The following is a 22,816-nucleotide window of genomic DNA, read 5'->3' on the forward strand; positions in this document are numbered from 1 at the left end:
CCTCGAGGACCGGGTCGAGCTGGTGGGGACTGCGGTGCGGACGCCGCGAGGCGGGCAGCAACCCGGGCAGGCCCTCGGCGTCGTGGGCCTTTTTCCAGTTGTAGAACGTTTGCCGGCTGATGCCGTGTCGAGCACACACCTGGGCCACCGACCGCCCAGGTAGCTGGGCTTCGCGCAGCACCTCGAGGCGTTGTTCCACCGCGCTCACCATCGCCCTCAGCGGCATGGCCCACCACAGCGCAGCCACCCCGACCTGTCAGGTATCTCCCCGGTACGGCGTGTCCAGCATGTCCCCGGCTACGACAAGGCTCCGCCCACCCCCTCCGGACCGATGGGTGACACCTCGACCACCGACCCGCAGCCGGTCGACGAGAGCGACGCCCGGACCCGTCGTCGGGAACGAGTTGGACTAAACGGCCACCACGACCACGGGTCGCCCGTCACGATCGCCCGATGCGTCGCCTGCTGCTCGCCCTCGTCGCCGTTCTCGCCGTGGCCGGCTGCTCCGCCGGGCAGCCGACCGCCGCGCCGGCGAGCAGCACCCCGGCCGCGACCCCCGACCCGACGGACACCCGCGTGCTCACCCCGGCTCGCGGGCTCTTCACCGTCGAGGTGCCGGCGCGGTTCGTCGATGTGCCCGCCACGTCACCGGAGGCCACCGCGGTCCCGGCGCTCGGGGAGGCCCTGCAGCGCGGGGTCGGGGTCCTCGCGATCGACCGCCGCCAGGGCTACTCCCCCACCGCCGGCGGTTACTGCACGCTCGTGCAGGCCCAGGACCTCACCCAGCTCGCCGCCGAGGCCCGGCAGGCGATCGAGCGCAGCGGCAGCCCGAGCGGGAACGCCGAGTTCACGGTCCTGCCCGCGACGGGTCCGGCGGGCCCCCGCGTCTCGGGGACCTACCAGACCGTCTCGAGCGGCCGCGTGCTCACCGTGCAGCAGGTGTCCGGGCTCGCCGGGCCGGGCCGGGCCTGCCTGCTCACGGCCTCGACCGACGACCCGCTCCGCGACGCCGGGTTCCTGACGACGGCGCGGGACACCTTCCGCATGGCCGGCTAGGCCTGGGCGGCCTGCCGGTCCAGCCCGTGCACCTCGCGGATGACGTCGACGAACTCGCCCATGATCCCGGTCAGCGAGTAGGTCTTCGGCGTCACCACGCGGTGCACACCCAGGCGCTGCAGCTGCTCGGCGTCCTTCGGCGGGATGATGCCGCCGGCGACCACCGGGATGTCGGCGGCGTCGGCCCGGGCGAGCCCGTCGAGCACCGCCGGGATCACCTCGAGGTGCGAGCCCGACAGGATCGAGAGCCCCACGACGTGCACGCCCTCCTGCACCGCGGCCGCCACGATCTCGGCCGGGGTGAGGCGGATGCCCTGGTAGATGACCTCGAAGCCGGCGTCGCGCGCCCGCACGGCGATCTGCTCGGCGCCGTTCGAGTGCCCGTCGAGGCCCGGCTTGCCGACCAGCATGCGCAGCGCGGACACGCCCAGGTCGGCGGCGGTCTGCCGCACCCGCTCGCGCACCTGCTCGAGCTCGGTGGGCTCGCCGTCGGCGGTCTCCGAGCCCGGCGCGGCCGATCCCGACGACGATGCCGCGGTCACCCCGGTCGGGGCCCGGTAGGAGCCGTAGACCGAGCGCAGCGCCCCGGCCCACTCCCCCGTCGTCACGCCGACCTTGGCGCAGGCGAGCGTGGCGTCCATGAGGTTGTCGGTGCCGCCCGCGGCGGTGGTGAGCGCCTCCAGGGCGGCCTTCACGGCGTCGTCGTCCCGGTCGGCCCGCCAGGCGGCGAGGGCCTCCCGGGCCTGCTCCTCGACCTCCTTGTCGACGACGAAGATCGCGTCGGCGCCCTCGGCCTGCAGGGGGCTGGGCTCGGTGGAGGTGAACTTGTTGACCCCGACGACCGTGTCCTCGCCCGACTCCAGCCGCATCCGCCGGGCGGCGAGCGAGCTGACCAGCTGGGACTTCATGTAGCCGGAGTCGACGGCGGCGACCGCCCCGCCCATCTCCGCGACCTTCGCGATCTCGGCGCGCGCGCCCTCGATGATCGACGCCGTCTTCGCCTCGATGACGTGGGAGCCCTCGAAGATGTCGTCGTAGTCGAGCAGGTCGGTCTCGTAGGCCAGCACCTGCTGCATGCGCAGCGCCCACTGCTGGTCCCAGGGCCGCGGCAGGCCGAGCGCCTCGTTCCAGGCCGGCAGCTGCACGGCACGGGCACGGGCGTCCTTCGACAGCGTCACCGCGAGCATCTCGAGCACGATGCGCTGGACGTTGTTCTCCGGCTGCGCCTCGGTCAGGCCCAGCGAGTTGACCTGCACGCCGTAGCGGAAGCGGCGCATCTTCTCGTCGGTGACGCCGTAGCGCTCCCGGCAGAGCTCGTCCCAGAGCTGCGCGAACGCGCGGAGCTTGCAGATCTCCTCGATGACGTGCAGCCCGGCGTTGACGAAGAACGAGATGCGCCCGACGACCTTCCCGAAGTCGGCCTCGGGCACCTGGCCGGAGTCGCGCACGGCGTCGAGCACCGCAATCGCGGTGGAGATCGTGTAGGCGACCTCCTGTGTCGGCGTCGCCCCGGCCTCCTGCAGGTGGTAGCTGCAGATGTTGATGGGGTTCCACTTCGGGACGTTCGAGACCGTCCACGCGATCATGTCGGTGATCAGTCGGACGCTCGGCCCGGGCGGGAACGCGTAGGTCCCGCGCGAGAGGTACTCCTTGACGATGTCGTTCTGGGTGGTCCCGGCGAGCCTGCCGCGCTCGGCCTCGGGGTCCTTCCCGTCCGCGACCGCCTGCTCGTCGGCCACCGAGACGTAGAGCGCGAGCAGCCACATGGCGGTCGCGTTGATCGTCATCGAGGTGTTCGCCTCGTGCAGCGGAATCCGGTCGAACAGCGCGCGCATGTCCCCGATGTGCGACACCGGGACGCCCACCTTGCCGACCTCACCGCGGGCGAGCTCGTCGTCCGGGTCGTAGCCGGTCTGCGTCGGCAGGTCGAAGGCGACCGACAGCCCCGTCTGGCCCTTGGACAGGTTCCGTCGGTAGAGCTCGTTCGACGCCTTCGCGGACGAGTGCCCCGCGTAGGTCCGCATGACCCAGGGACGGTCACGCGAGTCGTCGGTCGGGTACGGCATGGGTGAACCTCCGAGCAGGAACCGGACCCGCCGAGGTTACCGGCGGGTCGCGTCGTCGCTGCACATGCTGCTTTTCACAGGATCGGTCACGATGGGCCGAGGAGGCATCACATGGTCGGTTCCATCGGCGAGATCCTGACGGCGATCGCTGCCGTCATCCTGCTGGCGGGCTTCCTGCGCTACACGTTCGGTTCCGGCCCGACGGGGGCCCTGCCGAGCAGGGGTGGCGACGTCGGCCTGCTCGAGACGGTCGCGACGGTGCCGACGCGCGAGGCCGCCGAGGTCCTGGCCGCGCGCCTGGCCCGGGAGAAGGTGCGGGCCACGATCGCGCACGGTTCCCAGGGCTGGGACCTGCTCGTGTTCCCGCAGGACGCCGACGACGCCCGCGTGGTGCTGCGTATGTGAGCAGAAGTCGCCGTCGCGACTTCTGCGCACGGGCGCGTCAGCGCACCGGCGGCGCGTTCACCCGCTCCACGTCGCCGCCGAGGGCCCGCAGGTTCTCGACGAACAGCGGATAGCCGCGGTCGATGTGCGCGACGTCCCACACCTCGGTCTCGCCGTCCGCCACGAGGCCGGCGAGCACCAGGCCCGCCCCCGCGCGGATGTCGGAGGCCCAGACGGGGGCGCTGGAGAGCCGCTCCACGCCGCGCACCACCGCGTGGTGGCCGTCGGTGCGGGCGTCCGCCCCGAGCCGCACCATCTCCTCGACGAACCGGAACCGGCCCTCGAAGATGTTCTCGGTGATCATCGAGGTGCCCGACGACACGGCGGACAGGGCGATCGCCATGGGCTGCAGGTCGGTCGCGAAGCCGGGGTAGGGCAGCGTCACCCAGTCGACCGAGTTCGGTCGGCCGTGGCCCCGGACCCGGAACCCCTCGGGCACGATCTCAGTGGTGGCCCCGGACTGGCTCAGCTTGTCCAGCACGAGGTCGAGGTGGTGCGGGTCGACGCCGCGCACCGTGACGTCGCCGCCGGTCATCACCGCCGCGAACGCCCAGGTGGCTCCGACGATCCGGTCCCCGATGACGCGGTGGGCGGTGGGGGTGAGTTCGGCCCCGCCCTGCACGGTGAGCGTCGACGTGCCGCCACCGGAGATCTTCGCGCCCATCTCCTGCAGCATCCGCACCAGGTCGACGATCTCGGGCTCCCGAGCGGCGTTGTCGATCACCGTGGTGCCCTCGGCGAAGACCGCCGCCATGAGGATGTTCTCGGTGGCCCCGACCGAGGGGAAGTCGAGCCAGATCTGCGCGCCCTGCAGCGTCTCGCCCGAGGCCTCCGCGATCACGCACCCGTGCGAGATCTCCGACCGGGCGCCGAGCAACCGCAGGCCCGCCTGGTGCATGTCCAGCGGCCGGGAGCCGATCGCGTCGCCCCCGGGCAGCGGCACGACGGCCCGGCGGCACCGCCCGACCAGCGGCCCCAGCACGCACACGGAGGCCCGCAGCCGCGACACCGAGCGGTAGTCGGCCTCGGGGTTCAGCTCCGCGGGCACGTCGATGTCCACCGTGTCGCCGTCGATCGCGACCTCGCAGCCCAGGCTGCGCAGCACGTCGCCCATGAGCGGGACGTCGAGGATCTGCGGACAGTTCGTGATCGTCGTCCGGCCCTCGGCGAGCAGCGCCGCGGCCATCAGCTTGAGCACGCTGTTCTTGGCGCCGACCACGTCCACCGTCCCCGCGAGGGAGTCGGCCGGGCGCACGACGAAGTGCTCGTTCACGTCCCGCGACGCTACCGGCCGGGCCCGGACGCACGACGGCGGGGCGGGGGCCGCGTCGCCGCCTAGACTCCGCGCCATGGCCGTGCACCTGACCCGCATCTACACGCGCACCGGGGACGACGGGACGACCGGCCTGTCGGACTTCTCCCGGGTGCCCAAGACCCACCCCCGGCTGGGGGCCTACGCGGACTCCGAGGAGACCAACGCCGCGATCGGCGTGGCGCTCGCCGTCGGGAACCTCCCCGAGCGCCTGGTCGGCCCGCTGCGCCAGATCCAGAACGACCTGTTCGACGTGGGCGCCGACCTGGCCACCCCCGTCGTCGAGAACCCGGAGTACCCGCCGCTGCGGGTGACCGAGGCGCAGGTCGAGCGGCTCGAGGGCTGGTGCGACGAGTTCAACGAGGAGCTGGGGAAGCTCGACTCCTTCATCCTGCCCGGCGGGACGCCCGGCGCCGCGTACCTGCACGTGGCCCGCGTGGTGTGCCGTCGCGCGGAGCGCAGCACGTGGGCGGTGCTCGAGGCCGACCCGGAGCGGACCGGCCCGCTGCCGGCGCGCTACCTCAACCGACTCTCGGACCTGCTCTTCATCCTCGGGCGCGTCGCCAACCCGGACGGGGACGTGCTGTGGGTGCCGGGTGGCCCGGAGGCCCAGCAGGACTAGCCCGTGCGGCGGCACCCCCGCACCGAGCGAACGGCACTCCCGCAGCATCTACGTGCGCGAGAGTGCCGTTCGTTCGAGAAGGGGGGTCACGACGCCTGGCGGTACCCGGTCGACCGGCCGGGCGGCGTCGACTCGAGCCAGGACGAGAACCCGGTGACGACGTCGGCGCCCATCGCGAGCTCGAACGTGCCCTCGGCGGTCCGACATCGCAGCACCGTCGACCCGGGGGCGTGCAGCTCGGTCGGGCGCGGGGCCCGGCGGTCGACGATCTCGACGTCGAACCGGTCGAGCACGACGTTCGGGCCGGACCGCAGCCCGCTCACCCGGTACCAGCGGAACTGGTCACCGCGGTAGCGGGCGATCCCCGAGTGCCAGCCGCGCTGGTCGTCGGCCGCCGTCACCGCGTCGGGCGGCAGGGCCTTCCGTAGGGCCACGTCCACCCCGCCGCGGCGCAGCGACTGGAGGCGGCGCAACGCGACGAGGGCGAGCAGGAGCAGGACCGCCGCCACGACGACGAGCGCGATCTCGACCGACATCTCGGTGGTCGTCATGCGCCGTCGTCCTGCGTGCGGTCCTGCACCCTCTGCGCGCTCCTACTGCTCCACCGACTCGCCCGCGGCCTGGAGGCGGGCTCGGGCCCGGTCGCGCGCGACGCGCCACTCCTGGTCGTCGGACTCGCCGATGTAGTGCTCGGCCTCCCGGAGATCGTCCTTGGCCTGCGCCACGTCGATCTCGGAGGCCAGTTCCGCGAGCTCCGCGAGCACCGTGACCGACTCCGCGGTCACCGAGAGGAAGCCACCGAAGGCCGCCACGTGGAAGGACTCGCCGTCGGTCGGGTCCACCCGGACCACGCCCGCCTCGCGCAGCTGCGCGATCAGCGGCTCGTGGCCGGGAAGGATTCCGATCGACCCCTCGACCGTGCGGGCGGAGACGAAGCTGGCCTCACCGGACCAGATCTTCTTCTCCACGCCGACGACGTCGACCTGCATCTCGGCCACGACTACTCCGAGTACTTCTTGATGTTCGCCTCGACGTCGTCGAGGCCACCGCACATCTGGAAGGCCTGCTCCGGGGCGTTGTCGTACTCGCCCTTCGCGATCTTGTCGAAGGCCTCGACGGTGTCCTTGACGTCCACGGTCGAGCCGGGCTCGCCGGTGAACTGCTCCGCGGCGTACATGTTCTGGCCGAGGAACCGCTCGATACGACGGGCACGACCGACGGTGAGCCGGTCCTCCTCGGAGAGCTCGTCGATGCCGAGGATGGCGATGATGTCCTGGAGGTCGTTGTACCGCTGCAGGATGCGGATGACCTCGCGGGCCACGCGGTAGTGCTCCTCGCCGATGTACTGCGCGTCGAGGATCGTCGAGGTCGACGTCAGCGGGTCCACCGCGGGGAAGATGCCCTTCGCGAACACGCCACGGGAGAGCTCCGTGGTCGCGTCGAGGTGGGCGAACGTGGTGGCCGGCGCCGGGTCGGTGTAGTCGTCGGCGGGCACGTAGATCGCCTGCATCGAGGTGATCGAGCGGCCACGGGTCGAGGTGATGCGCTCCTGGAGCTCACCCATCTCGTCCGCGAGGGTCGGCTGGTAGCCCACCGCCGAGGGCATGCGGCCCAGCAGCGTCGAGACCTCCTGGCCGGCCTGCGTGAACCGGAAGATGTTGTCGATGAAGAGCAGCACGTCCTGCTCCTGCACGTCGCGGAAGTACTCCGCCATCGTGAGGGCCGACAGCGCCACGCGCATGCGGGTGCCCGGCGGCTCGTCCATCTGCCCGAAGACGAGGGCGGTGTCCTTGAGGACGTTCGCCTCGTCGAGCTCGACCCAGAGGTCGTTGCCCTCACGGGTGCGCTCGCCGACGCCGGCGAACACCGAGGTGCCACCGAAGTTCCGGGCGATGCGCTGGATCATCTCCTGGATGAGCACCGTCTTGCCGACGCCCGCACCGCCGAACAGGCCGATCTTGCCGCCCTCGACGTAGGGGGTCAGCAGGTCGACGACCTTGAGGCCCGTCCAGAGCACCGAGGTCTTGCCCTCGAGCTGCTCGAAGGGGGGCGGCGGCCGGTGGATGCCCCAGTGCTCGGCGTCTTCGGCGTAGCCCGGCTCGTCCATGCAGTCGCCGAGGGCGTTGAACAGGTGGCCCTTGACGACGTCACCGACCGGCACCGAGATCGGCTTGCCGCTGTCCTGGACCTCGGTGCCGCGGACGACACCGTCGGTGGGCTGCATCGAGATCGTGCGGACCTGGTTGTCGCCCAGGTGCTGCGCGACCTCGAGGGTCAGGGTCTTCGTCTCGCCGTTCAGCTCCAGCGGGAGCTTGAGGGCGTTGAACAGGTCCGGCACCTCGCCACGCGGGAACTCCACGTCGACGACGGGGCCCAGGATGCGGGTGATCCGGCCGGTGGCCCCGGACTGCTGCTCGTCACGGCCGGTCTCGGCCGAGGCGGTGGACTGGGTCATGGTCACTCCTGGTGGGATCTGCTCGCTCACTGGGCGAGCGCGTCGGAGCCACCGACGATCTCGCTGATTTCCTGCGTGATCTGGGCCTGCCGGGCCTGGTTCGACTCGCGGACCAGGTTGTCGACCAGGTCGTTCGCGTTGTCGGTCGCGGCCTTCATCGCCCGCTGCCGTGCCGCGGACTCCGAGGCCGCCGCGTCGAGCATCGCGGCGAACACCCGGGCCCGCACGTACTTGGGCAGCAGACTGTCGAACAGGACCTCGGGCTCGGGCTCGAAGGCGTACTCCGCCTCCCGGTCCGAGCCGTCGGAGTCGTCCGACGACGAGCTCGACTCCGAGCCCTCGTCGTCCTCCTCCGACTCCAGGTCCAGCGGCGCCACCTGCAGCGCGGTCGCGGTCTGGGTCATCATCGACTGGAACTGGGTGAAGACGACGTGGATCTCGTCGACGCCCGGCTTGCCCTCGGCGTCCTGCGGCGCGCGGAACATGACCTTGCGCTCGGCGCCGGAGTCGGCCTCGTCGTCGGAGTCCCAGTCGACCGTCACCTCGTTCTCACCACCGGCGAGGAACGCCGCGGTGAGGTGGTCGGCCGCGTGGGCGGCGTTGGCGTAGTCCGGCACCTCGGAGAAGCCGGTGAACTGCCCCGACATCTCGCGGTTGCGGAACCGGAAGTACGCCGTGCCCTTGCCGCCGATGACGTAGAGCGTCGATTCCTTGCCCTCGTCGGAGAGCCGTCGGATGAGCCGCTCGGTCTCGCGCAGGACGTTGGCGTTGTAGCCGCCGCAGAGGCCGCGGTCGCTCGTCACGACGACGATCGCGGCCCGCTTCGGCTCCTCGCGGGGCGTCAGCAGCGGGTGGTCGCTCGCACCCGCCTTCGCCGCCGTCTTGAGGACGTGCGTGAACTCGTCGGCGTAGGGCCGCGACGCCTCGACACGGGCCTGCGCCTTCGAGATGCGCGACGCCGCGACCATCTCCATCGCCTTGGTGATCTGGGCGATGTTCTTGGTCGACTTGATGCGTCGTCTCAGGACGCGGAGGTTGGCTGCCATGCGTCGGCCCTAGCTCTCTGCCTTCGACGACCCGCCGGAGGACTGCTCGGAGGACTCGTCGGAGCTCTCGTCGGAGCCATCGCCGGAGTCGTCCGAACCGCTGTCCTCCGAGGAGTCCTCGGCGCCGGCGAGCTCGCCGGTGCCGCCGTCGTCGGGCGGGTTCTCGCCGTCCTTGGTCTCGAACTGGTCCTTGAACTCGGACACGGCCTTGTTCAGGCGGTCCTCGTTCTCGTCCGAGAGCTGGCCGGTGTCGCGGATCTCCGCGAGCACGCCGCCGTCGCGACGGACGAACTCGAGGAACTCCGTCTCGAAGCGCGCGACGTCCTCGACCGGCACCGAGTCCAGGTGGCCACGGGTGCCGAGGAAGATGCCGACGACCTCCTCCTCGACCGGGTACGGCTCGCCCTGGCCCTGCTTGAGCAGCTCCATGAGGCGGGCACCGCGGTCGAGCTGGGCCTGCGACGTGGCGTCGAGGTCCGAGCCGAAGGCCGCGAACGACTCCAGCTCGCGGTACTGCGCCAGCTCCACGCGCAGGCGGCCGGCGACCGAGCGCATGGCCTTGATCTGCGCGGAACCACCGACGCGCGACACCGAGTTCCCGACGTTCAGCGCGGGCCGCTGGCCCTGGTTGAACAGGTCGGACTCGAGGAAGCACTGGCCGTCGGTGATCGAGATGACGTTCGTGGGGATGTAGGCCGCGATGTCGTTGCCCTTGGTCTCCACGATCGGCAGGCCGGTCAGCGAGCCGCCCCCGAGGTCGTCGGAGAGCTTCGCGCAACGCTCGAGCAGCCGCGAGTGCAGGTAGAAGACGTCGCCCGGGTAGGCCTCGCGGCCCGGCGGGCGACGCAGCAGCAGGGAGATCGCGCGGTAGGCCTCGGCCTGCTTCGACAGGTCGTCGAAGATGATCAGGCAGTGCTTGCCCTGGTACATCCAGTGCTGGGCGATGGCCGAGCCGGCGTACGGGGCGATGTACTTGAAGCCCGCCGGGTCGGAGGCCGGGGCCGCGACGATGGTCGTGTACTCCAGCGCGCCGGCCTCCTCGAGGGCCTGCCGCACACCGGCGATCGTGGTGCCCTTCTGACCGACGGCGACGTAGACGCAGCGGACCTGCTGCTCCGGGTCGCCGGTCTCCCAGGCCTCGCGCTGGTTGATGATCGTGTCGGTGCAGACCGCCGTCTTGCCGGTCTTGCGGTCGCCGATGATCAGCTGACGCTGGCCGCGGCCGATCGGCGTCATGGCGTCGATCGCCTTGATGCCGGTCTGCAGGGGCTGCTTGACCTCCTTGCGCTGCACGACCGTAGCGGCCTGCAGCTCCATGACCCGGTTCTCCTCGGACTCGATGTCACCGAGGCCGTCCATGGGCTGGCCGAGCGGGTTCACGACGCGGCCGAGGAAGCCGTCGCCCACCGGGACCGAGAGGACGCGACCGGTCCGCGTGACCTGCTGCCCCTCCTCGATCGTCTCGTACTCGCCCAGGATCACGACGCCGATCTCGCGCTCCTCGAGGTTCTGGGCCAGGCCCAGCACACCCCCGGGGAACTCGAGCAGCTCGTTGGTCATCGTCGAGGGCAGGCCCTCGACGTACGCGATGCCGTCACCCGTCGAGGTGACGATGCCGACCTCCTGACGGGAGGCGTCCGCGGAGTAGGAGGACACGTAGTCCTCGATCGCACTGCGGACCTCGTCGGAGGAGATGGTCAACTCGGCCATGGTTCCCGCTCTCGCTTGATGTCCTAGAGAAAAGATGAAGGTGCCGGCTAGCCGAGCCGGCGGTTCAGGTCGTCGAGGTGTCCCGCCGCGCTGCCGTCGATGACCTCGTCGCCGACCTGGATCACCAGGCCGCCGAGCAGGTCGGGGTCGACCTCGAGGTGCACGGTGATCTCGCGCCCGTAGATGCGCGCGAGCACCCCGGCCAGCCGCTCCTGCTGCTCGTCGGAGAGTTCGACCGCCGAGCGCACGGTGGCGACGGACCGCTGGCGCCGGTCGGCGGCCAGTTCGGCCAGCCGCTCCAGCCCCGTGGAGACGTGGTGGGTGAGGGGGTGCGCGACCAGCTGCGCGGCGAGCCGACGCGTGATCGGTTCCGCCTTGTTCTCCAGCAGGTCGTCGAGCACCTTCTGCTTGCCCTGCGCGTCGGCGGACGGGCTGCCGAGGAGGCGCTCGAGGTCGGGCTGGCCGCCGACGATGCGGCCGAGGCGGAAGAGCTCGTCCTCCACCGCGTCCAGACGGCCGTCGGCCTCCGCGGCGGCCAGGAGCGACTCGCGGGCGACCACCCGCAGGGCCTGCACCAGGTCGGCCGGCTTCGACCAGGACGCCTTCGCCGCCGCCTTGACGACGTCGGCCACGGAGCCCTCGACCTGGTTGTCGAACACGCGGCCCGCGAGACCCTCCCGGGCCTGCGGGTCGGTCGACGCGTCGGCCAGGGTGCGTCGCAGGACGGCCTCGCGGTCGAGCAGGTCGGCCACCGCGTCGAGCTGCTCGCCGACGGTCACCAGGTCGGCCGAGGAGGCGTTCCCGGTGATCTCGTCGAACCGACGGCGGACGCCCTGCAGGGAGTCCCGGCTGGTGGCGCGGAAGTCGGCGATGACGCCGGCCGTGCCCGTCGCCGCGGTCATGCGTCCCCCTTCGCTTCGCTCGCCCCGCTCATGAGCTGACTCCGTTCCCCGACGGCGCGGCCGATCCGTTGGACCGGCCCGACATCGACTCCAGGTTGTCGAGGAACGAGTCGACCGACCGGGACTTCGCGGTGTCGTCGGACAGCGACGCGGCGACGATGCGCCGCGCCAGTTCAACGGAGCCCGCACCGACCTCGGTGCGGAGCTCGGAGACCGTGCGCGCCCGGGAGGCGTCGACGCTCTGCCGGCCCTGCGCCTTGATGCGCTCGGCCTCCTCGGAGGCCTTCTCCGCGAGGTCGGACTTGATGCGTTCGGCGTCGGCCCGGGCGTCGTCCCGGATCCGCGCGGCCTCGTTGTCGACCTCCGCCAACCGGGCGCGCGAGCGCCCGAGCTGGGCCTGGGCGTCGTCGTACTCGGACTGCGCCCGCTCCATCCCGTCACGCAGCCGGGTCACGTCCTGGTCGTGGGACCGGACGAGCGTCGGCCAGACGTACTTGCCGATGATGAAGACGAGGACGGCGAACGCGATGAAGCCGACGACGATCTCGGCCAGGTGGGGCAGCGCGGCACCGGGCTCGCCGGCCTCCTGCGCCACCACCTCGATGACGTTCATGTGCTTCCTCCGCCTGTCAGGGAGTCAGCCCGCGGTGCGCGGGGGTCGGCTCACTGGAGGGCGAAGGCGAGGACCAGGCCCAGGATGGCGAGGGCCTCGGAGAGCGCGAAGCCGATGAAGGCGATCGACTGCAGCTGGCCGCGGGCCTCGGGCTGGCGGGCGACGCCGTTGATGAAGGCGGCGAAGACGATGCCGACGCCGATACCCGGGCCGATGGCCGAGAGACCGTAACCGACGACGTTCAGGTTTCCGGAGAGCATTCCAGCGTCCTTTCGCGGTGTGCGGGAGGTTCGTGGGTGTGGCGGTGTGGCCTGCGAGCTAGTGCTCGTCGGCCAGGGAGGCGCCGATGTAGGACGCCGTGAGGATCGTGAAGATGTAGGCCTGCACCAGCTGGATGAACGCCTCGAACCCGGTGAAGACCAGGGCCATCGCGAACGAGCCCACGGAGAGCACGTTCAGCAGCACCGAGTCGGCGATGAGCAGCATGTACTCGGCGCCGAACACGAACAGCAGCAGCACGAGGTGGCCCGCGAACATGTTCCCGAACAACCGGAACGCCAGCGTCACGGGACGCAGGAGGATGTTCGAGAGGAATTCGATCGGGGTGAGGATGATGCGGACCCAGCCCGGCACGCCGGGCGGCCAGGTCATGAGGCGGATGTAGCCCCCGAACCCCTGCTTGCGGATGCCGACGATGTTGTAGATCAGCCACGTCAGGATCGCGAGCGCGTAGGCCATGCCCGGGTGGGAGAACGTGGGGAACTGGATCAACGGGATGATCCCGAAGAGGTTGTTCACCAGGAGGAACGCGAACAGCGCCACCAGGTAGGGCACGTACTTGCGGAACTCCGGCCCGATGTTGTCGCGGGCGATCGAGTCCCGCACCAACACGTGGAACTTCTCGGCGATCCACTGCGTGCGGCCCGGCAGCAATTGCGCGGAGCGCGTGGCGATCGCGAAGAAGCCCAGGATCAGGACGACGCTGAAGATCAGCTGGATGACGGGCTTGTCGACGTACTCGAGGACCGGCACCCCCTCGAACATCGGGGGGATGTTGAAGTCCTCGCCGCTCGGGGCCTTGAAGCCGGGGGCCGGCGGCTCAGGGGCCTGCGACAGCCACGTCGGCAACGACGAGATCACCCGGGCTCCTTCCGGTCCTGCTGCCCGGTCTGTTCACCGGAACGCGAGGGTGATTGGGCCGGACGGGTGTCCGGCGGGAGGTAAAGGTAGCGGATGTAGATCAGCGCGAAGGACGCAACCCCGCCGAGCAGCAGCCCGACGAGAAGCACCCAGCGTGTACCCAACAGAAGGTCGATCCCCCACCCGATACCACCGAGGAGGAGGAAACCGGCGAGGAGGTGCGACAGGACGGTCCAACCTTCGGCCACCGGAGGGTGCGCGGCAGCACCTCCAGAGGTGCGACCCGCATCACTGCGGCGGCTGTCCTGCGCCATCGCGCGCACCATATCAGGGCGATCACGACGTTCCACTACGGACTGTCGGAGGTCACACGTCGCACCATCAGGTGAGCAACGGGACGAACCGGACACTCCGGTCACGCAGCGATCGTCGGGATCTTGGCCCGCGCGAACGCCACGGTCTCGCCCAGCACGAAGACGAGCGCCACCGGTCCGAGCGCCAGCGCGAAGATCCGGGTGTCGACGAGCTCGAGCCGGTCGAGCACGATCAGCAGCACCGCGAGTACCGCCAGCTTCGTCACGAGGCTGATCATCGCGATGCCCATGACGACGACGGGCGCGGAGCTCGCCGTCCAGCGCATCACCAGCGGACCCAGCGCACACACGACGAGGGCGACGACGGCGCCGAACACCGCGGTGCCGATCGCGGCACCGCCCGCCAGGACACCGGCGAGGACCACGACGACGACGGCCACCACCGACGCCGGGACCAGGCCGCCGCGCAGCATGGCGCCGCTGACCTGCTTGACCTGGACGCCGACGGCCTCGTTGAGGCGGTCCTCCGCGGTCGCGTCGGCGACGGGTTCGTTCATGTGGGACTCCGGTGATCAGGTCCGGGCGGTCCAGCGCAGGCGCGGCACCGCCGAGGCGAGCACGGCCACCAGCAGCCCGAGGGCGACCAGCCAGACCACGAGGAAGACGTCGGTGATGAGGGCGAGGGCGACCGCGCCGAAGGCGAACACCCCGGCCCACAGGTAGATCAGCAGCACCGCGCGCCGCTGGGAGTGTCCGATCTCGAGCAGGCGGTGGTGCAGGTGCATCTTGTCGGGCGCGAACGGGCTGCGTCCGGCCCGCGTGCGGCGGACCACCGCGAGCAGCAGGTCGACCAGCGGCACGAGGACCACGGCGGCGACCACCACGATCGGCGCGAGCAGCGCGACGGCGTTGCGGGGCGCGGAGTCGGAGTAGGTGATCCGCCCGGACGCCGTCGTGGTCGCGGCGGCCAGCATGAGACCGATCAGCATCGAGCCGGAGTCGCCCATGAAGATGCGCGCCGGCTGGAAGTTGTGCGGCAGGAACCCCGCGCACGCCCCGGCGAGCACCGCCGCGATCAGGGCGGGCGGGTAGGCGGTGACGTCGCCGTCGCGCTGGTCGAGCAGCCCCAGCGAGTAGGCCAGCACCGCCCCCGAGGCGATCAGCCCGATGCCCGCGGCCAGCCCGTCCAGGCCGTCGACGAAGTTGATGGCGTTGACCAGCACCACGGTGAGGAAGACCGTGAGGATGACGCCCTGGTCGGGACCGAGGATGAGCAACGTGCCCGACCCGCCGTCGGGAACGGGCAGGATGAGCCACTGCACGCCGAGCAGGACCATCACGCCGGCCGAGGTCGCCTGCCCGGCGAGCTTGGTGAGCGCGTCGACGCCGAACCGGTCGTCCAGCGCGCCCACCAGGCAGATCAGCCCGCCCGCGACGATGACCGCCCGCGTCTCCGAGGAGTAGTCGAAGGCACGGCGCAGGACGGGCAGCTGCGAGGCGACGAACACCCCGGCGAGGACGCCGATGTACATGGCGACCCCGCCGAGGCGCGGCACGGGCACGGTGTGGACGTCGCGGCCGCGGGGGACCGCGATGGCCCCGCCGCGGATCGCGAGCCGCCGGACGACGCCGGTGACCAGGAACGTCACCACCGCCGCGCAGAGCGCCACCAGCAGGTACTCCCGGATCGGGAGGCCCTGCGGGGCGAACGGTGGCGACGGGTCCACGCCGCCAGACTAGGTCAGCCCCGCGGGTACGCCGGGAAGCGCCCCACCAGGGTCGACACCTCGTCCCGGGTGTCGGCCAGCGTGCGCTTGCCGTCCTCGGTGGTCTCGTCCGCGGTGACCGCGGCCGCGATGAGCCGCGCGACCTCCGGCATCTCGGCCGTCGTCATCCCCTGCGTGGTGATCGACGGGGAGCCGACGCGGATGCCCGAGGCCACCATCGGGGGCTGCGTGTCGTACGGGATCGCGTTCTTGTTGAGCGTGATGCCCGCGAGCCCGCTCCGCGCCTCGGCCTCCTTGCCCGTGACACCCAGGGGCGACAGGTCGAGCAGCGAGAGGTGGGTGTCGGTGCCGCCGGAGATGGCGCGCATCCCGTGCTCCACCAGGCCGGAGGTGAGCGCCTGCGCGTTCTCGATGACGGTGCGGGCGTACTGCTGGTACTCCGGCGTCGCCGCCTCGGCGAGGGCCACCGCCTTGCCGGCGACCGCGTGCATCAGCGGGCCGCCCTGCAGGAACGGGAACACGGCCTTGTCCAGCGCCTTCGCGTGCTCGGCCTTCGAGACGAGCATGCCGCCGCGCGGGCCGCGCAGGACCTTGTGCGTGGTGAAGGTGACGACGTCGGCGTAGGGCACCGGGCTGGGGATGGCCTGGCCGGCGACGAGGCCGATGAAGTGCGCCGCGTCGACCCAGAGGATCGCGCCGACCTCGTCGGCGATCTCGCGGAAGCGCGCGAAGTCGATGAGGCGCGGGTAGGCGGTGGCGCCCGCGACGATCATCTTCGGGCGGTGCTCCAGGGCGAGGTCGCGCACCTGGTCGTAGTCGATGAGGTGGTCGTCCTCGCGCACGGTGTAGGGCACCGGCTCGAACCACTTGCCGGAGAAGCTGACCTTGGCGCCGTGCGTGAGGTGGCCGCCGTGGGGCAGCGACATCGCGAGGACCTTGTCGCCCGGCTGGCAGAAGGCCGCGTACACCGCGAGGTTCGCGTTCGCGCCGGAGTGCGGCTGCAGGTTCGCGTGCTCGGCGCCGAACAGGGCCTTCGCCCGCTCGATGCCGATCTCCTCGGCGCGGTCGACGACCTCGCACCCACCGTAGTAGCGGCGGCCGGGGTAGCCCTCGGCGTACTTGTTCGACAGCGTCGAGCCCAACGCCGCGAGGACGGCGGGGCTCGTCAGGTTCTCGCTCGCGATGAGCTGGAGTCCGCCGCGGAGCCGACCGAGTTCGTCGTCGAGGACCTGCGCGATCTCGGGGTCGACGGCGGCGAGGGCTCCGAAGTCCGGGCCCCAGAAGTGGTCGGTGCTTGCCACAGCGCAATACCTCACTCAGATTCGGGATGTCGGCGTGAATCGACGGTACCCGCCGTTCGGCGGACCGACCGGGTGCTTTGTGCGCCCTGTCACCAGTCGGTCACCAGTCGGCGATCGTCAACGACGTGCTCGGTCGGGGGCGTTCCTGCAGGCCACGGGCCCGGTAGTCCCAGGCCGCGAGCCCGATCATCGCGCCGTTGTCGGTGGCCCACCGCAGCGGCGGCAGGCAGAGCTCGACGCCGGTCGCGGTGCACAGCGCGGCGGCGCGCTCGCGCAGCTGCGGGCTCGCCGCCACTCCCCCGACGACGACGAGGCACCGGCTCGGGTACTGCTCCAGCGCCTTGCGGCACTTCGACAGGAGCACGTCCAGGCACGCCTCGACGAAGCTCGCGGCCACGTTCTCCGGCGGGTGGTCCGGGTGCGCCGCGAGGAAGCGCGACACCGCCGACTTGAGCCCCGAGAAGGAGAAGTCGAGCTCGAGATCCCGGCCCGGCCGGGGGAGGTCGACGTCCGGGGTGCCGGTCTTCGCCAGCCGGTCGATCGCCGGCCCCCCGGGGTAGCCGAGGCCGAGCATGCGGGCGACCTTGTCGTAGGCCTCCCCCACCGAGTCGTCCCGGGTCGACCCGACGAGCTCGACGTCCCCGTTCTCCTGCACGTGCGCGAGCAGCGTGTGCCCGCCGGAGACGAGCAGCACCATCGCCGGGTACGTCACGCGGCGTTCGTCGAGGTCGGCCGAGCGCAGGTGCCCGCGCAGGTGGTTCACGCCGTAGACCGGCAACCCCCACCCGTCGGCCAGCCCGACCGCCGAGTTCGTCCCGACGACGAGGCTGCCGATCAGTCCCGGGCCGCGCGTGACGCCGATGGCGGTGAGGTCGGCGGGGGTCAGACCGGCGTCGTCGAGCACCTTGCGCACCGTCGGCAGGATCGCGTCGACGTGCGCGCGGCTCGCCATCTCCGGATAGACACCGCCGTAGCGGTCGTGCAGCTCGACCTGGCTCGCCACGGCCGAGGCGACGACCGTGCCGTCGGGCCGGACGATCGCGACGCCGGTGTCGTCGCACGAGGTCTCGATGCCCAGCATGAGTTCTTCCGGGGCGATCAGGTCAGCCATGGTCCAGCACTCTCTCGATCTCGGCCGCCGGGATCGCGCCCTCACGTTCGATGCGGGGGACGTCCAGGTGGCAGTTCACGACCGTCGACGGCACGCCCGTCCGCTCCCCGCCGTCGACGACGGCCTCGGGACGTCCGGCGAGCTGCGCGAGGATCGGCCCGGTCGCCTGGGCGGTCGGTTCGCCGTGGGCGTTCGCGCTGGTCACGAGCAGGGCGCCGACGTCGGAGAGCAGAGCCCGTAGGTCGGGGTCGGACGGCACGCGCACGCCGACCTCCGCGCGCCCGGCGAGCCACGCCGGGGCCGTGTCGTCGATGCCGAGCGCCACCGTGATCGGTCCCGGGGAGAACGCGCCGAGCAGGCGGCGCGCGGTGTCGGGCACCTGCACGCCGAGGCTCGGCAGCTCGTCGGGGGTGGCCACCATGATCGGCAGCTCGCGGGTCCGCGGCCGGGCCTTGAGCGCGAACAAGGCGTCGATCGCCTCCCGACGACGCGGGTGCACGGCCAGCCCGTAGACCGTGTCGGTCGGCAGCAGCGCGACCCCGCCGGCGAGCAGGGCCTCGCGGGCCGCCGCCCAGGCGTCGCCCCGGAACCGGACGCTCGACTCGGTGAGCGGGGCGGCGCTGACCACCGCCGGCTCGTGGTCACCGGCGCGCAGCGCGGCGACCAGGTCGTCGATCCGCGGGGCGTCGATCCCTGCGTCGGTGGCCTCGACGCCCAGGTCGGCCAGCAGCGCCAGGGCCTGCGGCCGCTTCGCCCCGGCCACGCGCAGGACGGGCCCCGGTTCCGGGACCGACGGCCCGCCGGTGCCGGCGGAGGTGCCCGAGGTGACCGCACCCGGCGTCGGGAAGAGGTCCTTGACGACGACCGTGAGGTCGCCGTGGCGGGTGGCGACGGTGCCGTCCGCGCGGGTCAGGGCCGCGTAGACGGCGGTGCCGCCGGCCATGCGGAGGGCGAGCGTCGGTCCGCCGCGGCTCAGCAGGGCGAGGGCGTCGAGCCCGACGACGGGGATGCCCCGCGCGAAGGCGACCGCGTTGACGTAGGCGATCCCGGCGCGCACCGACGCGAGGTTGCCGGGGCCGACGTCGACGGCGAGGCGGTCGAGGTCGGCGACCGTGCGCCCACCGGCCGCGATGACCGAGCTCGCGAGCACGCCGACGTCGACGAAGCCGGGGTCCGAGCGGTCGGCACTCGCCTGCGCCAGGACGACGTCGTCGTCGACCAGGGCGGCGCCGTAGGTCCGGGAGGAGGTCTCGACGGCGAGGGTGAGCGTCACGCGTCCACCGCCAGGTCGGTCAGGACCGCGTCCCAGCGGCCGGTGCCGGACAGCGTGATCGTGCGCCCCTCGTCCCCGGTCTTCGCGAACGCGAGCGCCAGCGGCTCCGGGAACTCCGAGGCGACCAGGCCCGCCCACTCGATCACGGCGATCACCTCGTCGAGGTACTCGTCGAGCCCGAGATCGCGGAACTCGGCGACGTCGTCGAGGCGGTAGGTGTCGACGTGCAGCACCCGCGGGCCGGGGGTGTCGTAGAAGTTCGCCAGGGAGAACGTCGGGCTGGTCACCGCGGCGTCGGAGCCGAGTGCGGCCACCAGCGCGCGGGTGAAGGTCGTCTTGCCGGCGGCCAGGTCGCCGGTCAGCAGCAGCGCGTCGCCCGCCCGCAGGTGGGGGGCGACGGCGGCCGCGATGCGGGCCGTGTCGTCCGGCCCGCCGCTGTTCAGGGTCACCTCGTTCATCGCGACTCCATGATAGGAGCCCACGAGGACCGGCCCGCTCAGGCCACCGCGGGCTGCCGCCCCAGCACCTCGGCGATCTGCGCGAGGCTCACCGCGCCCTCGCGCCGGACGACGGGATCGGTCCCGGTGAGGTCGACGATGGTCGAGCCCGCGTCGGAGGTGAGGGGGCCGCCGTCGAGGTAGACCTCCACCAGGTCGCCCAGCTGCGAGTAGGCGTCCGCCGTGGTGTGGGGCACCGACCCGCCGGCGGCGTTCGCCCCCGTGATGGCCATCGGACCGCACTCGCGCAGCAGTTCCAGCGCCACGGGGTGCAGCGGCATCCGCAGCACCACGGTGCCGCGGGTCCGTCCGAGGTCCCAGGCCAGCGACGGCGAGTGCGGCAGGACCAGGCTCAGCCCGCCGGGCCAGAACGCCTCGATGAGGTCGCGGGCGGCGCTCGGCACCACGGACACGAGCCCGTCGACGGTCGACCAGCTGCCGACCAGCACCGGCACCGGCGTCTCCGGGCCACGGCGCTTGGCGGCCAGCAGCTCGCGCACGGCGTTCTGGTCGAACGCGTCCGCGCCGACGCCGTAGGAGGTGTCGGTGGGGACGACGACGAGACGCCCGGCCCGCACCGCCGACTGTGCGGCGGCGAGCCCGGCCGCACGGGTGTCGGGGACACGGCAGTCGAACGTGGTCACGGGGCGACCCTAGCGATCACCGGCGCGGACCCGCGTGGGCCGGCGCCCCGACCGTGATCGACGGACCTCGACGGGGCTCGGCCCCCTCGCGCAGCCCCCTCAGGGACCGTTGATCACGGGAGGCGGACCGCCCGCCCGTCAGCGGTGGCCCACGGCTGACGTCGGGTGACGGCCGTGGGCCACCGCTGACGTCAGGCGCGCGTCCCGACGGCGACCCGCGGACGGCCGGCGAGGTCGAGGCGGGTGCCGAGCCCGGTGAACCCCGCCGCCCCGAGGAGGTCGAGCACCTCCGCGGCGTGCGACTCGTCGTGCTCCACGACCACCCGTCCCCCGGGACGCAGGAGCCGGGCGGCCGTCCCGGCGAGCGGCCGGATCACGTCGAGCCCGTCGGCCCCGGCGAACACGGCGCGGGCGGGGTCGTGGGCGACCTCGGCCGAGACGGGGGTGTCGGCCGGGACGTACGGCGGGTTCGCGACCACGAGGTCCGCGGCGCCGTCGAGCTCGGCCAGCGTCTCCGCCACCGTGACGTCGCCCTCGACGAGGCGGACCGCGGAGCCGGCGAGGTTGCGCCCGGCCCAGGCGAGGGCTGCCGGGTCGGCCTCGACGGCCCACACCGTGGCGTCCGGCCGGGCGACGGCGAGCGCGAGGGCGAGCGCGCCGGAGCCCGTGCACAGGTCGACGACGACGGGTGCCGCGGTGCCCCGCAGGTTCGCGACGCCCTCGGTGAGCAGCAGTTCCGTCTCCGGGCGGGGCACGAAGACCCCGGGCCCGACGGCGACCGCCACCGGGCCGAGCACCGCCGACCCGACGAGGTGCTGCAGGGGCTCGCGGGCCGCGCGCCGCTCGACGAGCTCGTCGAGGCGGCGGGAGGCCTCGTCGTCGAGATCGGGCGCGAGGACCAGCCGGGTCCGCGGGATGCCGAGCACGTGGGCGGCCAGCAGTTCGGCGTCCACGCGCGGGCTACCGATCCCGGCCTCCGCCAGCGTCACCGCCGCCGCAGCCACCCGCGTACGGGTCACCCGGGTCGTGTCCATGGCCGTCATCCCCGTACCTCCTCGCTCGCCGCGGTGGCGAGCCGCTCCGCCCGGTCGGCCGCCCGCAGCGCCTCGAGGACGCCGCCCAGCTCGCCGTCGAGAACCCGGTCCAGGTCGTGCGACTTGTAGCCGATGCGGTGGTCGGAGATGCGGTTCTCCGGGTAGTTGTACGTGCGCACCCGCTCGGAGCGGTCGACGGTGCGGACCTGGCTGCGCCGGTCGGCCGATGCCGCCTCGGCCTGCTGCTCGTCCGCGATCGCCTGCAGCCGCGACCGGAGCACGTCCATCGCACGCGCCTTGTTCTGCAGCTGCGAGCGCTCGTTCTGGCAGCTCACGACGACCCCGGTCGGCAGGTGGGTGATCCGGACGGCGGAGTCGGTGGTGTTGACGCCCTGGCCGCCCTTGCCCGAGGAGCGGAAGACGTCGATGCGCAGGTCCTTGTCGTCGATCTCGACGTCGGGGGCCTCCTCGGCCTCCGGGTAGACCAGCACGCCGGCCGCGGAGGTGTGGATGCGTCCCTGCGACTCGGTGACCGGCACCCGCTGCACGCGGTGCACGCCACCCTCGTACTTGAGCCAGGCCCAGACACCGTCGGCGTCGTTGCCCGGCGCGGTGACCGTGACGGTGACGTCCTTGAACCCGCCGAGGTCGGACTCGGTCGCCGAGAGCACCGCGACCTTCCAGCCGCGCCGCTCGGCGTAGCGGGAGTACATCCGCAGGAGGTCGCCCGCGAACAGCGCGGACTCCTCCCCGCCCTCCCCCGACTTCACCTCGACGACGACGTCGTGCGAGTCGGCCGGGTCGCGCGGCACGAGCAGTTCGGAGAGGCGGTCGCGCAGCGTCCCGACGGTCGCGCTCAACGAGTCGGCCTCGGCGGCGAAGGCCGGGTCCTCCCCGGCGAGCTCGCGGGCGTCGGCGAGGTCGGCCTCGGTGCGCTCCAGCTCCCCCGCCGTCGCGACGATGGGGGCGAGCTCGGCGTAGCGCCGGCCCAGCCGACGGGCGAGGGACTGGTCGGCGTGCACGTCGGGGTCGGCCAGGCGCGCCTCCAGCCCGGCGTGCTCCTCCACGAGGGCCCGCACCGAGTTGTCGGCCACCGATGTCATGGTTGTCTCCTGCTGCCTGAGGGTCGCCCGGACGCACGAACGCCCGCCGCCGTCCGCACGAGGCGGACGACGACGGGCGTCGGGGTCGCTACTTGGAGCGCTTGCCGTACCGCGCCTCGAAGCGGGCGATGCGGCCGCCGGTGTCCAGGATGCGCTGCTTGCCGGTGTAGAACGGGTGGCACGCCGAACAGGTCTCGACGGTGATGTTGCCGCCCGCCTTGGTGCTGCGCGTGGTGAACGAGCTGCCACAGCTGCAGAGCACGGTGGTGTCGACGTACTCGGGGTGGATCCCGGACTTCATGTGGCTGGTCCTCTCATCGTGGGCCGCCGGGTCCCCGTCGTGCTCGTGGGGTGAACCGGAGGCATCTGTGCCACCGGGCATTCTCTCAGGACTGCCCGCTGGTCCGTGTAACCGGCCCGCCCCCGGCGTTGTTCCCGCCCGGGCC

The 22,816-nt window shown here is 72.2% G+C and carries 26 protein-coding genes; 3 read left to right on the plus strand and 23 right to left on the minus strand.

What is annotated here, in order from left to right; genetic code table 11:
- The coding region (locus QSK00_RS21660; protein ID WP_285593991.1) for a helix-turn-helix domain-containing protein at positions 1 to 199 on the minus strand (199 nt) is incomplete at its 3' end.
- A 254-nt stretch (positions 200 to 453) separates the two neighbouring features.
- On the opposite strand from QSK00_RS21660, the gene QSK00_RS21665 reads away from it, so the two are divergent.
- The gene (locus QSK00_RS21665; protein WP_285593994.1) at positions 454 to 1,056 is read left to right on the plus strand and encodes a lipoprotein; all 603 of its coding nucleotides are present in this window, start codon (positions 454 to 456) and stop codon (positions 1,054 to 1,056) included.
- On the opposite strand, the gene QSK00_RS21670 is transcribed toward QSK00_RS21665, so the two are convergent.
- On the minus strand, positions 1,053 to 3,122 hold the full coding sequence (locus QSK00_RS21670) for an ethylmalonyl-CoA mutase (protein WP_285593997.1): 2,070 nt from the start codon (positions 3,120 to 3,122) through the stop codon (positions 1,053 to 1,055). The two genes, QSK00_RS21665 and QSK00_RS21670, sit on opposite strands and share 4 nt — an antisense overlap.
- Before the next feature lie 111 nt (positions 3,123 to 3,233).
- Here QSK00_RS21670 and QSK00_RS21675 point away from each other — a divergent pair, with 111 nt between their 5' ends.
- Entirely contained in the window at positions 3,234 to 3,527 is a 294-nt protein-coding gene (locus tag QSK00_RS21675) for a hypothetical protein (protein ID WP_285593998.1), read from the plus strand.
- Between the two features lie 37 nt (positions 3,528 to 3,564).
- Here QSK00_RS21675 and murA read toward each other — a convergent pair whose 3' ends face one another.
- A complete protein-coding gene (murA, locus tag QSK00_RS21680; protein WP_285593999.1) occupies positions 3,565 to 4,839 on the minus strand; it encodes a UDP-N-acetylglucosamine 1-carboxyvinyltransferase in 1,275 nt (424 codons plus the stop codon).
- A gap of 76 nt (positions 4,840 to 4,915) precedes the next feature.
- On the opposite strand from murA, the gene QSK00_RS21685 reads away from it, so the two are divergent.
- A complete protein-coding gene (locus QSK00_RS21685; RefSeq protein ID WP_285594001.1) occupies positions 4,916 to 5,500 on the plus strand; it encodes a cob(I)yrinic acid a,c-diamide adenosyltransferase in 585 nt (194 codons plus the stop codon).
- A gap of 86 nt (positions 5,501 to 5,586) precedes the next feature.
- On the opposite strand, the gene QSK00_RS21690 is transcribed toward QSK00_RS21685, so the two are convergent.
- From QSK00_RS21690 to rpmE, 20 genes are all read right to left on the minus strand, one after another.
- Entirely contained in the window at positions 5,587 to 6,051 is a 465-nt protein-coding gene (locus QSK00_RS21690) for a DUF2550 domain-containing protein (protein ID WP_285594003.1), read from the minus strand.
- A 42-nt stretch (positions 6,052 to 6,093) separates the two neighbouring features.
- Positions 6,094 to 6,498 (minus strand): F0F1 ATP synthase subunit epsilon, encoded by a 405-nt coding sequence (locus tag QSK00_RS21695; protein ID WP_179794488.1) that lies wholly within the window; start codon positions 6,496 to 6,498, stop codon positions 6,094 to 6,096.
- A gap of 2 nt (positions 6,499 to 6,500) precedes the next feature.
- The gene (gene atpD / locus QSK00_RS21700; protein ID WP_285594009.1) at positions 6,501 to 7,955 is read right to left on the minus strand and encodes a F0F1 ATP synthase subunit beta; all 1,455 of its coding nucleotides are present in this window, start codon (positions 7,953 to 7,955) and stop codon (positions 6,501 to 6,503) included.
- 26 nt (positions 7,956 to 7,981) lie between these two features.
- Positions 7,982 to 9,001 (minus strand): F0F1 ATP synthase subunit gamma, encoded by a 1,020-nt coding sequence (locus QSK00_RS21705; RefSeq protein WP_285594011.1) that lies wholly within the window; start codon positions 8,999 to 9,001, stop codon positions 7,982 to 7,984.
- Positions 9,002 to 9,010: 9 nt separating this feature from the next.
- On the minus strand, positions 9,011 to 10,711 hold the full coding sequence (atpA, locus tag QSK00_RS21710) for a F0F1 ATP synthase subunit alpha (RefSeq protein WP_502872064.1): 1,701 nt from the start codon (positions 10,709 to 10,711) through the stop codon (positions 9,011 to 9,013).
- A 47-nt stretch (positions 10,712 to 10,758) separates the two neighbouring features.
- On the minus strand, positions 10,759 to 11,613 hold the full coding sequence (locus QSK00_RS21715) for a F0F1 ATP synthase subunit delta (RefSeq protein WP_285594013.1): 855 nt from the start codon (positions 11,611 to 11,613) through the stop codon (positions 10,759 to 10,761).
- 28 nt (positions 11,614 to 11,641) lie between these two features.
- On the minus strand, positions 11,642 to 12,226 hold the full coding sequence (gene atpF, locus QSK00_RS21720; RefSeq protein ID WP_285594015.1) for a F0F1 ATP synthase subunit B: 585 nt from the start codon (positions 12,224 to 12,226) through the stop codon (positions 11,642 to 11,644).
- A 50-nt stretch (positions 12,227 to 12,276) separates the two neighbouring features.
- A complete protein-coding gene (gene atpE / locus QSK00_RS21725) occupies positions 12,277 to 12,486 on the minus strand; it encodes an ATP synthase F0 subunit C (protein WP_018335035.1) in 210 nt (69 codons plus the stop codon).
- Positions 12,487 to 12,544: 58 nt separating this feature from the next.
- A complete protein-coding gene (gene atpB / locus QSK00_RS21730; RefSeq protein ID WP_285594018.1) occupies positions 12,545 to 13,366 on the minus strand; it encodes a F0F1 ATP synthase subunit A in 822 nt (273 codons plus the stop codon).
- On the minus strand, positions 13,363 to 13,680 hold the full coding sequence (locus tag QSK00_RS21735; protein ID WP_285594021.1) for an AtpZ/AtpI family protein: 318 nt from the start codon (positions 13,678 to 13,680) through the stop codon (positions 13,363 to 13,365). The genes atpB and QSK00_RS21735 overlap by 4 nt, the downstream gene beginning before the upstream one ends.
- Before the next feature lie 101 nt (positions 13,681 to 13,781).
- Positions 13,782 to 14,237 carry a Cg1360 family ATP-synthase-associated protein gene (locus tag QSK00_RS21740; protein ID WP_285594023.1) on the minus strand — a complete coding sequence of 152 codons (456 nt, stop codon included), beginning with the start codon at positions 14,235 to 14,237 and terminating at the stop codon, positions 13,782 to 13,784.
- Positions 14,238 to 14,252: 15 nt separating this feature from the next.
- Positions 14,253 to 15,407 carry a glycosyltransferase family 4 protein gene (locus QSK00_RS21745; RefSeq protein WP_285594025.1) on the minus strand — a complete coding sequence of 385 codons (1,155 nt, stop codon included), beginning with the start codon at positions 15,405 to 15,407 and terminating at the stop codon, positions 14,253 to 14,255.
- A gap of 14 nt (positions 15,408 to 15,421) precedes the next feature.
- On the minus strand, positions 15,422 to 16,708 hold the full coding sequence (gene glyA, locus QSK00_RS21750; RefSeq protein ID WP_285594027.1) for a serine hydroxymethyltransferase: 1,287 nt from the start codon (positions 16,706 to 16,708) through the stop codon (positions 15,422 to 15,424).
- Between the two features lie 100 nt (positions 16,709 to 16,808).
- Positions 16,809 to 17,819, minus strand: coding sequence for a tRNA (adenosine(37)-N6)-threonylcarbamoyltransferase complex transferase subunit TsaD (gene tsaD, locus QSK00_RS21755; protein WP_285594029.1), 1,011 nt, complete (start codon positions 17,817 to 17,819; stop codon positions 16,809 to 16,811).
- Positions 17,812 to 19,092: an L-threonylcarbamoyladenylate synthase gene (locus tag QSK00_RS21760; protein ID WP_285594031.1), complete on the minus strand. Its 1,281-nt coding sequence runs from the start codon at positions 19,090 to 19,092 to the stop codon at positions 17,812 to 17,814. Before QSK00_RS21760 ends, tsaD begins: the two co-directional genes overlap by 8 nt.
- Entirely contained in the window at positions 19,089 to 19,550 is a 462-nt protein-coding gene (gene tsaE, locus QSK00_RS21765) for a tRNA (adenosine(37)-N6)-threonylcarbamoyltransferase complex ATPase subunit type 1 TsaE (RefSeq protein ID WP_285594033.1), read from the minus strand. The genes QSK00_RS21760 and tsaE overlap by 4 nt, the downstream gene beginning before the upstream one ends.
- A gap of 38 nt (positions 19,551 to 19,588) precedes the next feature.
- The gene (locus QSK00_RS21770) at positions 19,589 to 20,233 is read right to left on the minus strand and encodes an L-threonylcarbamoyladenylate synthase (RefSeq protein WP_285594035.1); all 645 of its coding nucleotides are present in this window, start codon (positions 20,231 to 20,233) and stop codon (positions 19,589 to 19,591) included.
- Positions 20,234 to 20,424: 191 nt separating this feature from the next.
- Entirely contained in the window at positions 20,425 to 21,276 is an 852-nt protein-coding gene (gene prmC / locus QSK00_RS21775) for a peptide chain release factor N(5)-glutamine methyltransferase (protein WP_502872065.1), read from the minus strand.
- Positions 21,273 to 22,370 carry a peptide chain release factor 1 gene (gene prfA / locus QSK00_RS21780; RefSeq protein ID WP_502872066.1) on the minus strand — a complete coding sequence of 366 codons (1,098 nt, stop codon included), beginning with the start codon at positions 22,368 to 22,370 and terminating at the stop codon, positions 21,273 to 21,275. Before prfA ends, prmC begins: the two co-directional genes overlap by 4 nt.
- A gap of 88 nt (positions 22,371 to 22,458) precedes the next feature.
- The gene (rpmE, locus tag QSK00_RS21785; RefSeq protein WP_018335047.1) at positions 22,459 to 22,671 is read right to left on the minus strand and encodes a 50S ribosomal protein L31; all 213 of its coding nucleotides are present in this window, start codon (positions 22,669 to 22,671) and stop codon (positions 22,459 to 22,461) included.
- Positions 22,672 to 22,816 lie beyond the last annotated feature (145 nt).

Origin of the sequence: Actinomycetospora sp. NBRC 106378 (genome assembly GCF_030269685.1) — a bacterium.
Lineage (GTDB): Bacteria > Actinomycetota > Actinomycetes > Mycobacteriales > Pseudonocardiaceae > Actinomycetospora.

What these genes read in the sequence shown, in the direction of transcription:
- QSK00_RS21665 (WP_285593994.1), top strand. Translation starts at nt 454, where the DNA reads ATGCGTCGCCTGCTGCTCGCCCTCGTCGCCGTTCTCGCCGTGGCCGGC.
- QSK00_RS21670 (WP_285593997.1), bottom strand. Translation starts at nt 3,122, where the DNA reads ATGCCGTACCCGACCGACGACTCGCGTGACCGTCCCTGGGTCATGCGG.
- QSK00_RS21675 (WP_285593998.1), top strand. Translation starts at nt 3,234, where the DNA reads ATGGTCGGTTCCATCGGCGAGATCCTGACGGCGATCGCTGCCGTCATC.
- QSK00_RS21685 (WP_285594001.1), top strand. Translation starts at nt 4,916, where the DNA reads ATGGCCGTGCACCTGACCCGCATCTACACGCGCACCGGGGACGACGGG.
- QSK00_RS21690 (WP_285594003.1), bottom strand. Translation starts at nt 6,051, where the DNA reads ATGACGACCACCGAGATGTCGGTCGAGATCGCGCTCGTCGTCGTGGCG.
- atpD (WP_285594009.1), bottom strand. Translation starts at nt 7,955, where the DNA reads ATGACCCAGTCCACCGCCTCGGCCGAGACCGGCCGTGACGAGCAGCAG.
- QSK00_RS21705 (WP_285594011.1), bottom strand. Translation starts at nt 9,001, where the DNA reads ATGGCAGCCAACCTCCGCGTCCTGAGACGACGCATCAAGTCGACCAAG.
- atpA (WP_502872064.1), bottom strand. Translation starts at nt 10,711, where the DNA reads ATGGCCGAGTTGACCATCTCCTCCGACGAGGTCCGCAGTGCGATCGAG.
- QSK00_RS21715 (WP_285594013.1), bottom strand. Translation starts at nt 11,613, where the DNA reads ATGACCGCGGCGACGGGCACGGCCGGCGTCATCGCCGACTTCCGCGCC.
- atpF (WP_285594015.1), bottom strand. Translation starts at nt 12,226, where the DNA reads ATGAACGTCATCGAGGTGGTGGCGCAGGAGGCCGGCGAGCCCGGTGCC.
- atpE (WP_018335035.1), bottom strand. Translation starts at nt 12,486, where the DNA reads ATGCTCTCCGGAAACCTGAACGTCGTCGGTTACGGTCTCTCGGCCATC.
- QSK00_RS21735 (WP_285594021.1), bottom strand. Translation starts at nt 13,680, where the DNA reads ATGGCGCAGGACAGCCGCCGCAGTGATGCGGGTCGCACCTCTGGAGGT.
- QSK00_RS21740 (WP_285594023.1), bottom strand. Translation starts at nt 14,237, where the DNA reads ATGAACGAACCCGTCGCCGACGCGACCGCGGAGGACCGCCTCAACGAG.
- tsaD (WP_285594029.1), bottom strand. Translation starts at nt 17,819, where the DNA reads ATGGCTGACCTGATCGCCCCGGAAGAACTCATGCTGGGCATCGAGACC.
- tsaE (WP_285594033.1), bottom strand. Translation starts at nt 19,550, where the DNA reads ATGAACGAGGTGACCCTGAACAGCGGCGGGCCGGACGACACGGCCCGC.
- prmC (WP_502872065.1), bottom strand. Translation starts at nt 21,276, where the DNA reads ATGACGGCCATGGACACGACCCGGGTGACCCGTACGCGGGTGGCTGCG.
- prfA (WP_502872066.1), bottom strand. Translation starts at nt 22,370, where the DNA reads ATGACATCGGTGGCCGACAACTCGGTGCGGGCCCTCGTGGAGGAGCAC.
- rpmE (WP_018335047.1), bottom strand. Translation starts at nt 22,671, where the DNA reads ATGAAGTCCGGGATCCACCCCGAGTACGTCGACACCACCGTGCTCTGC.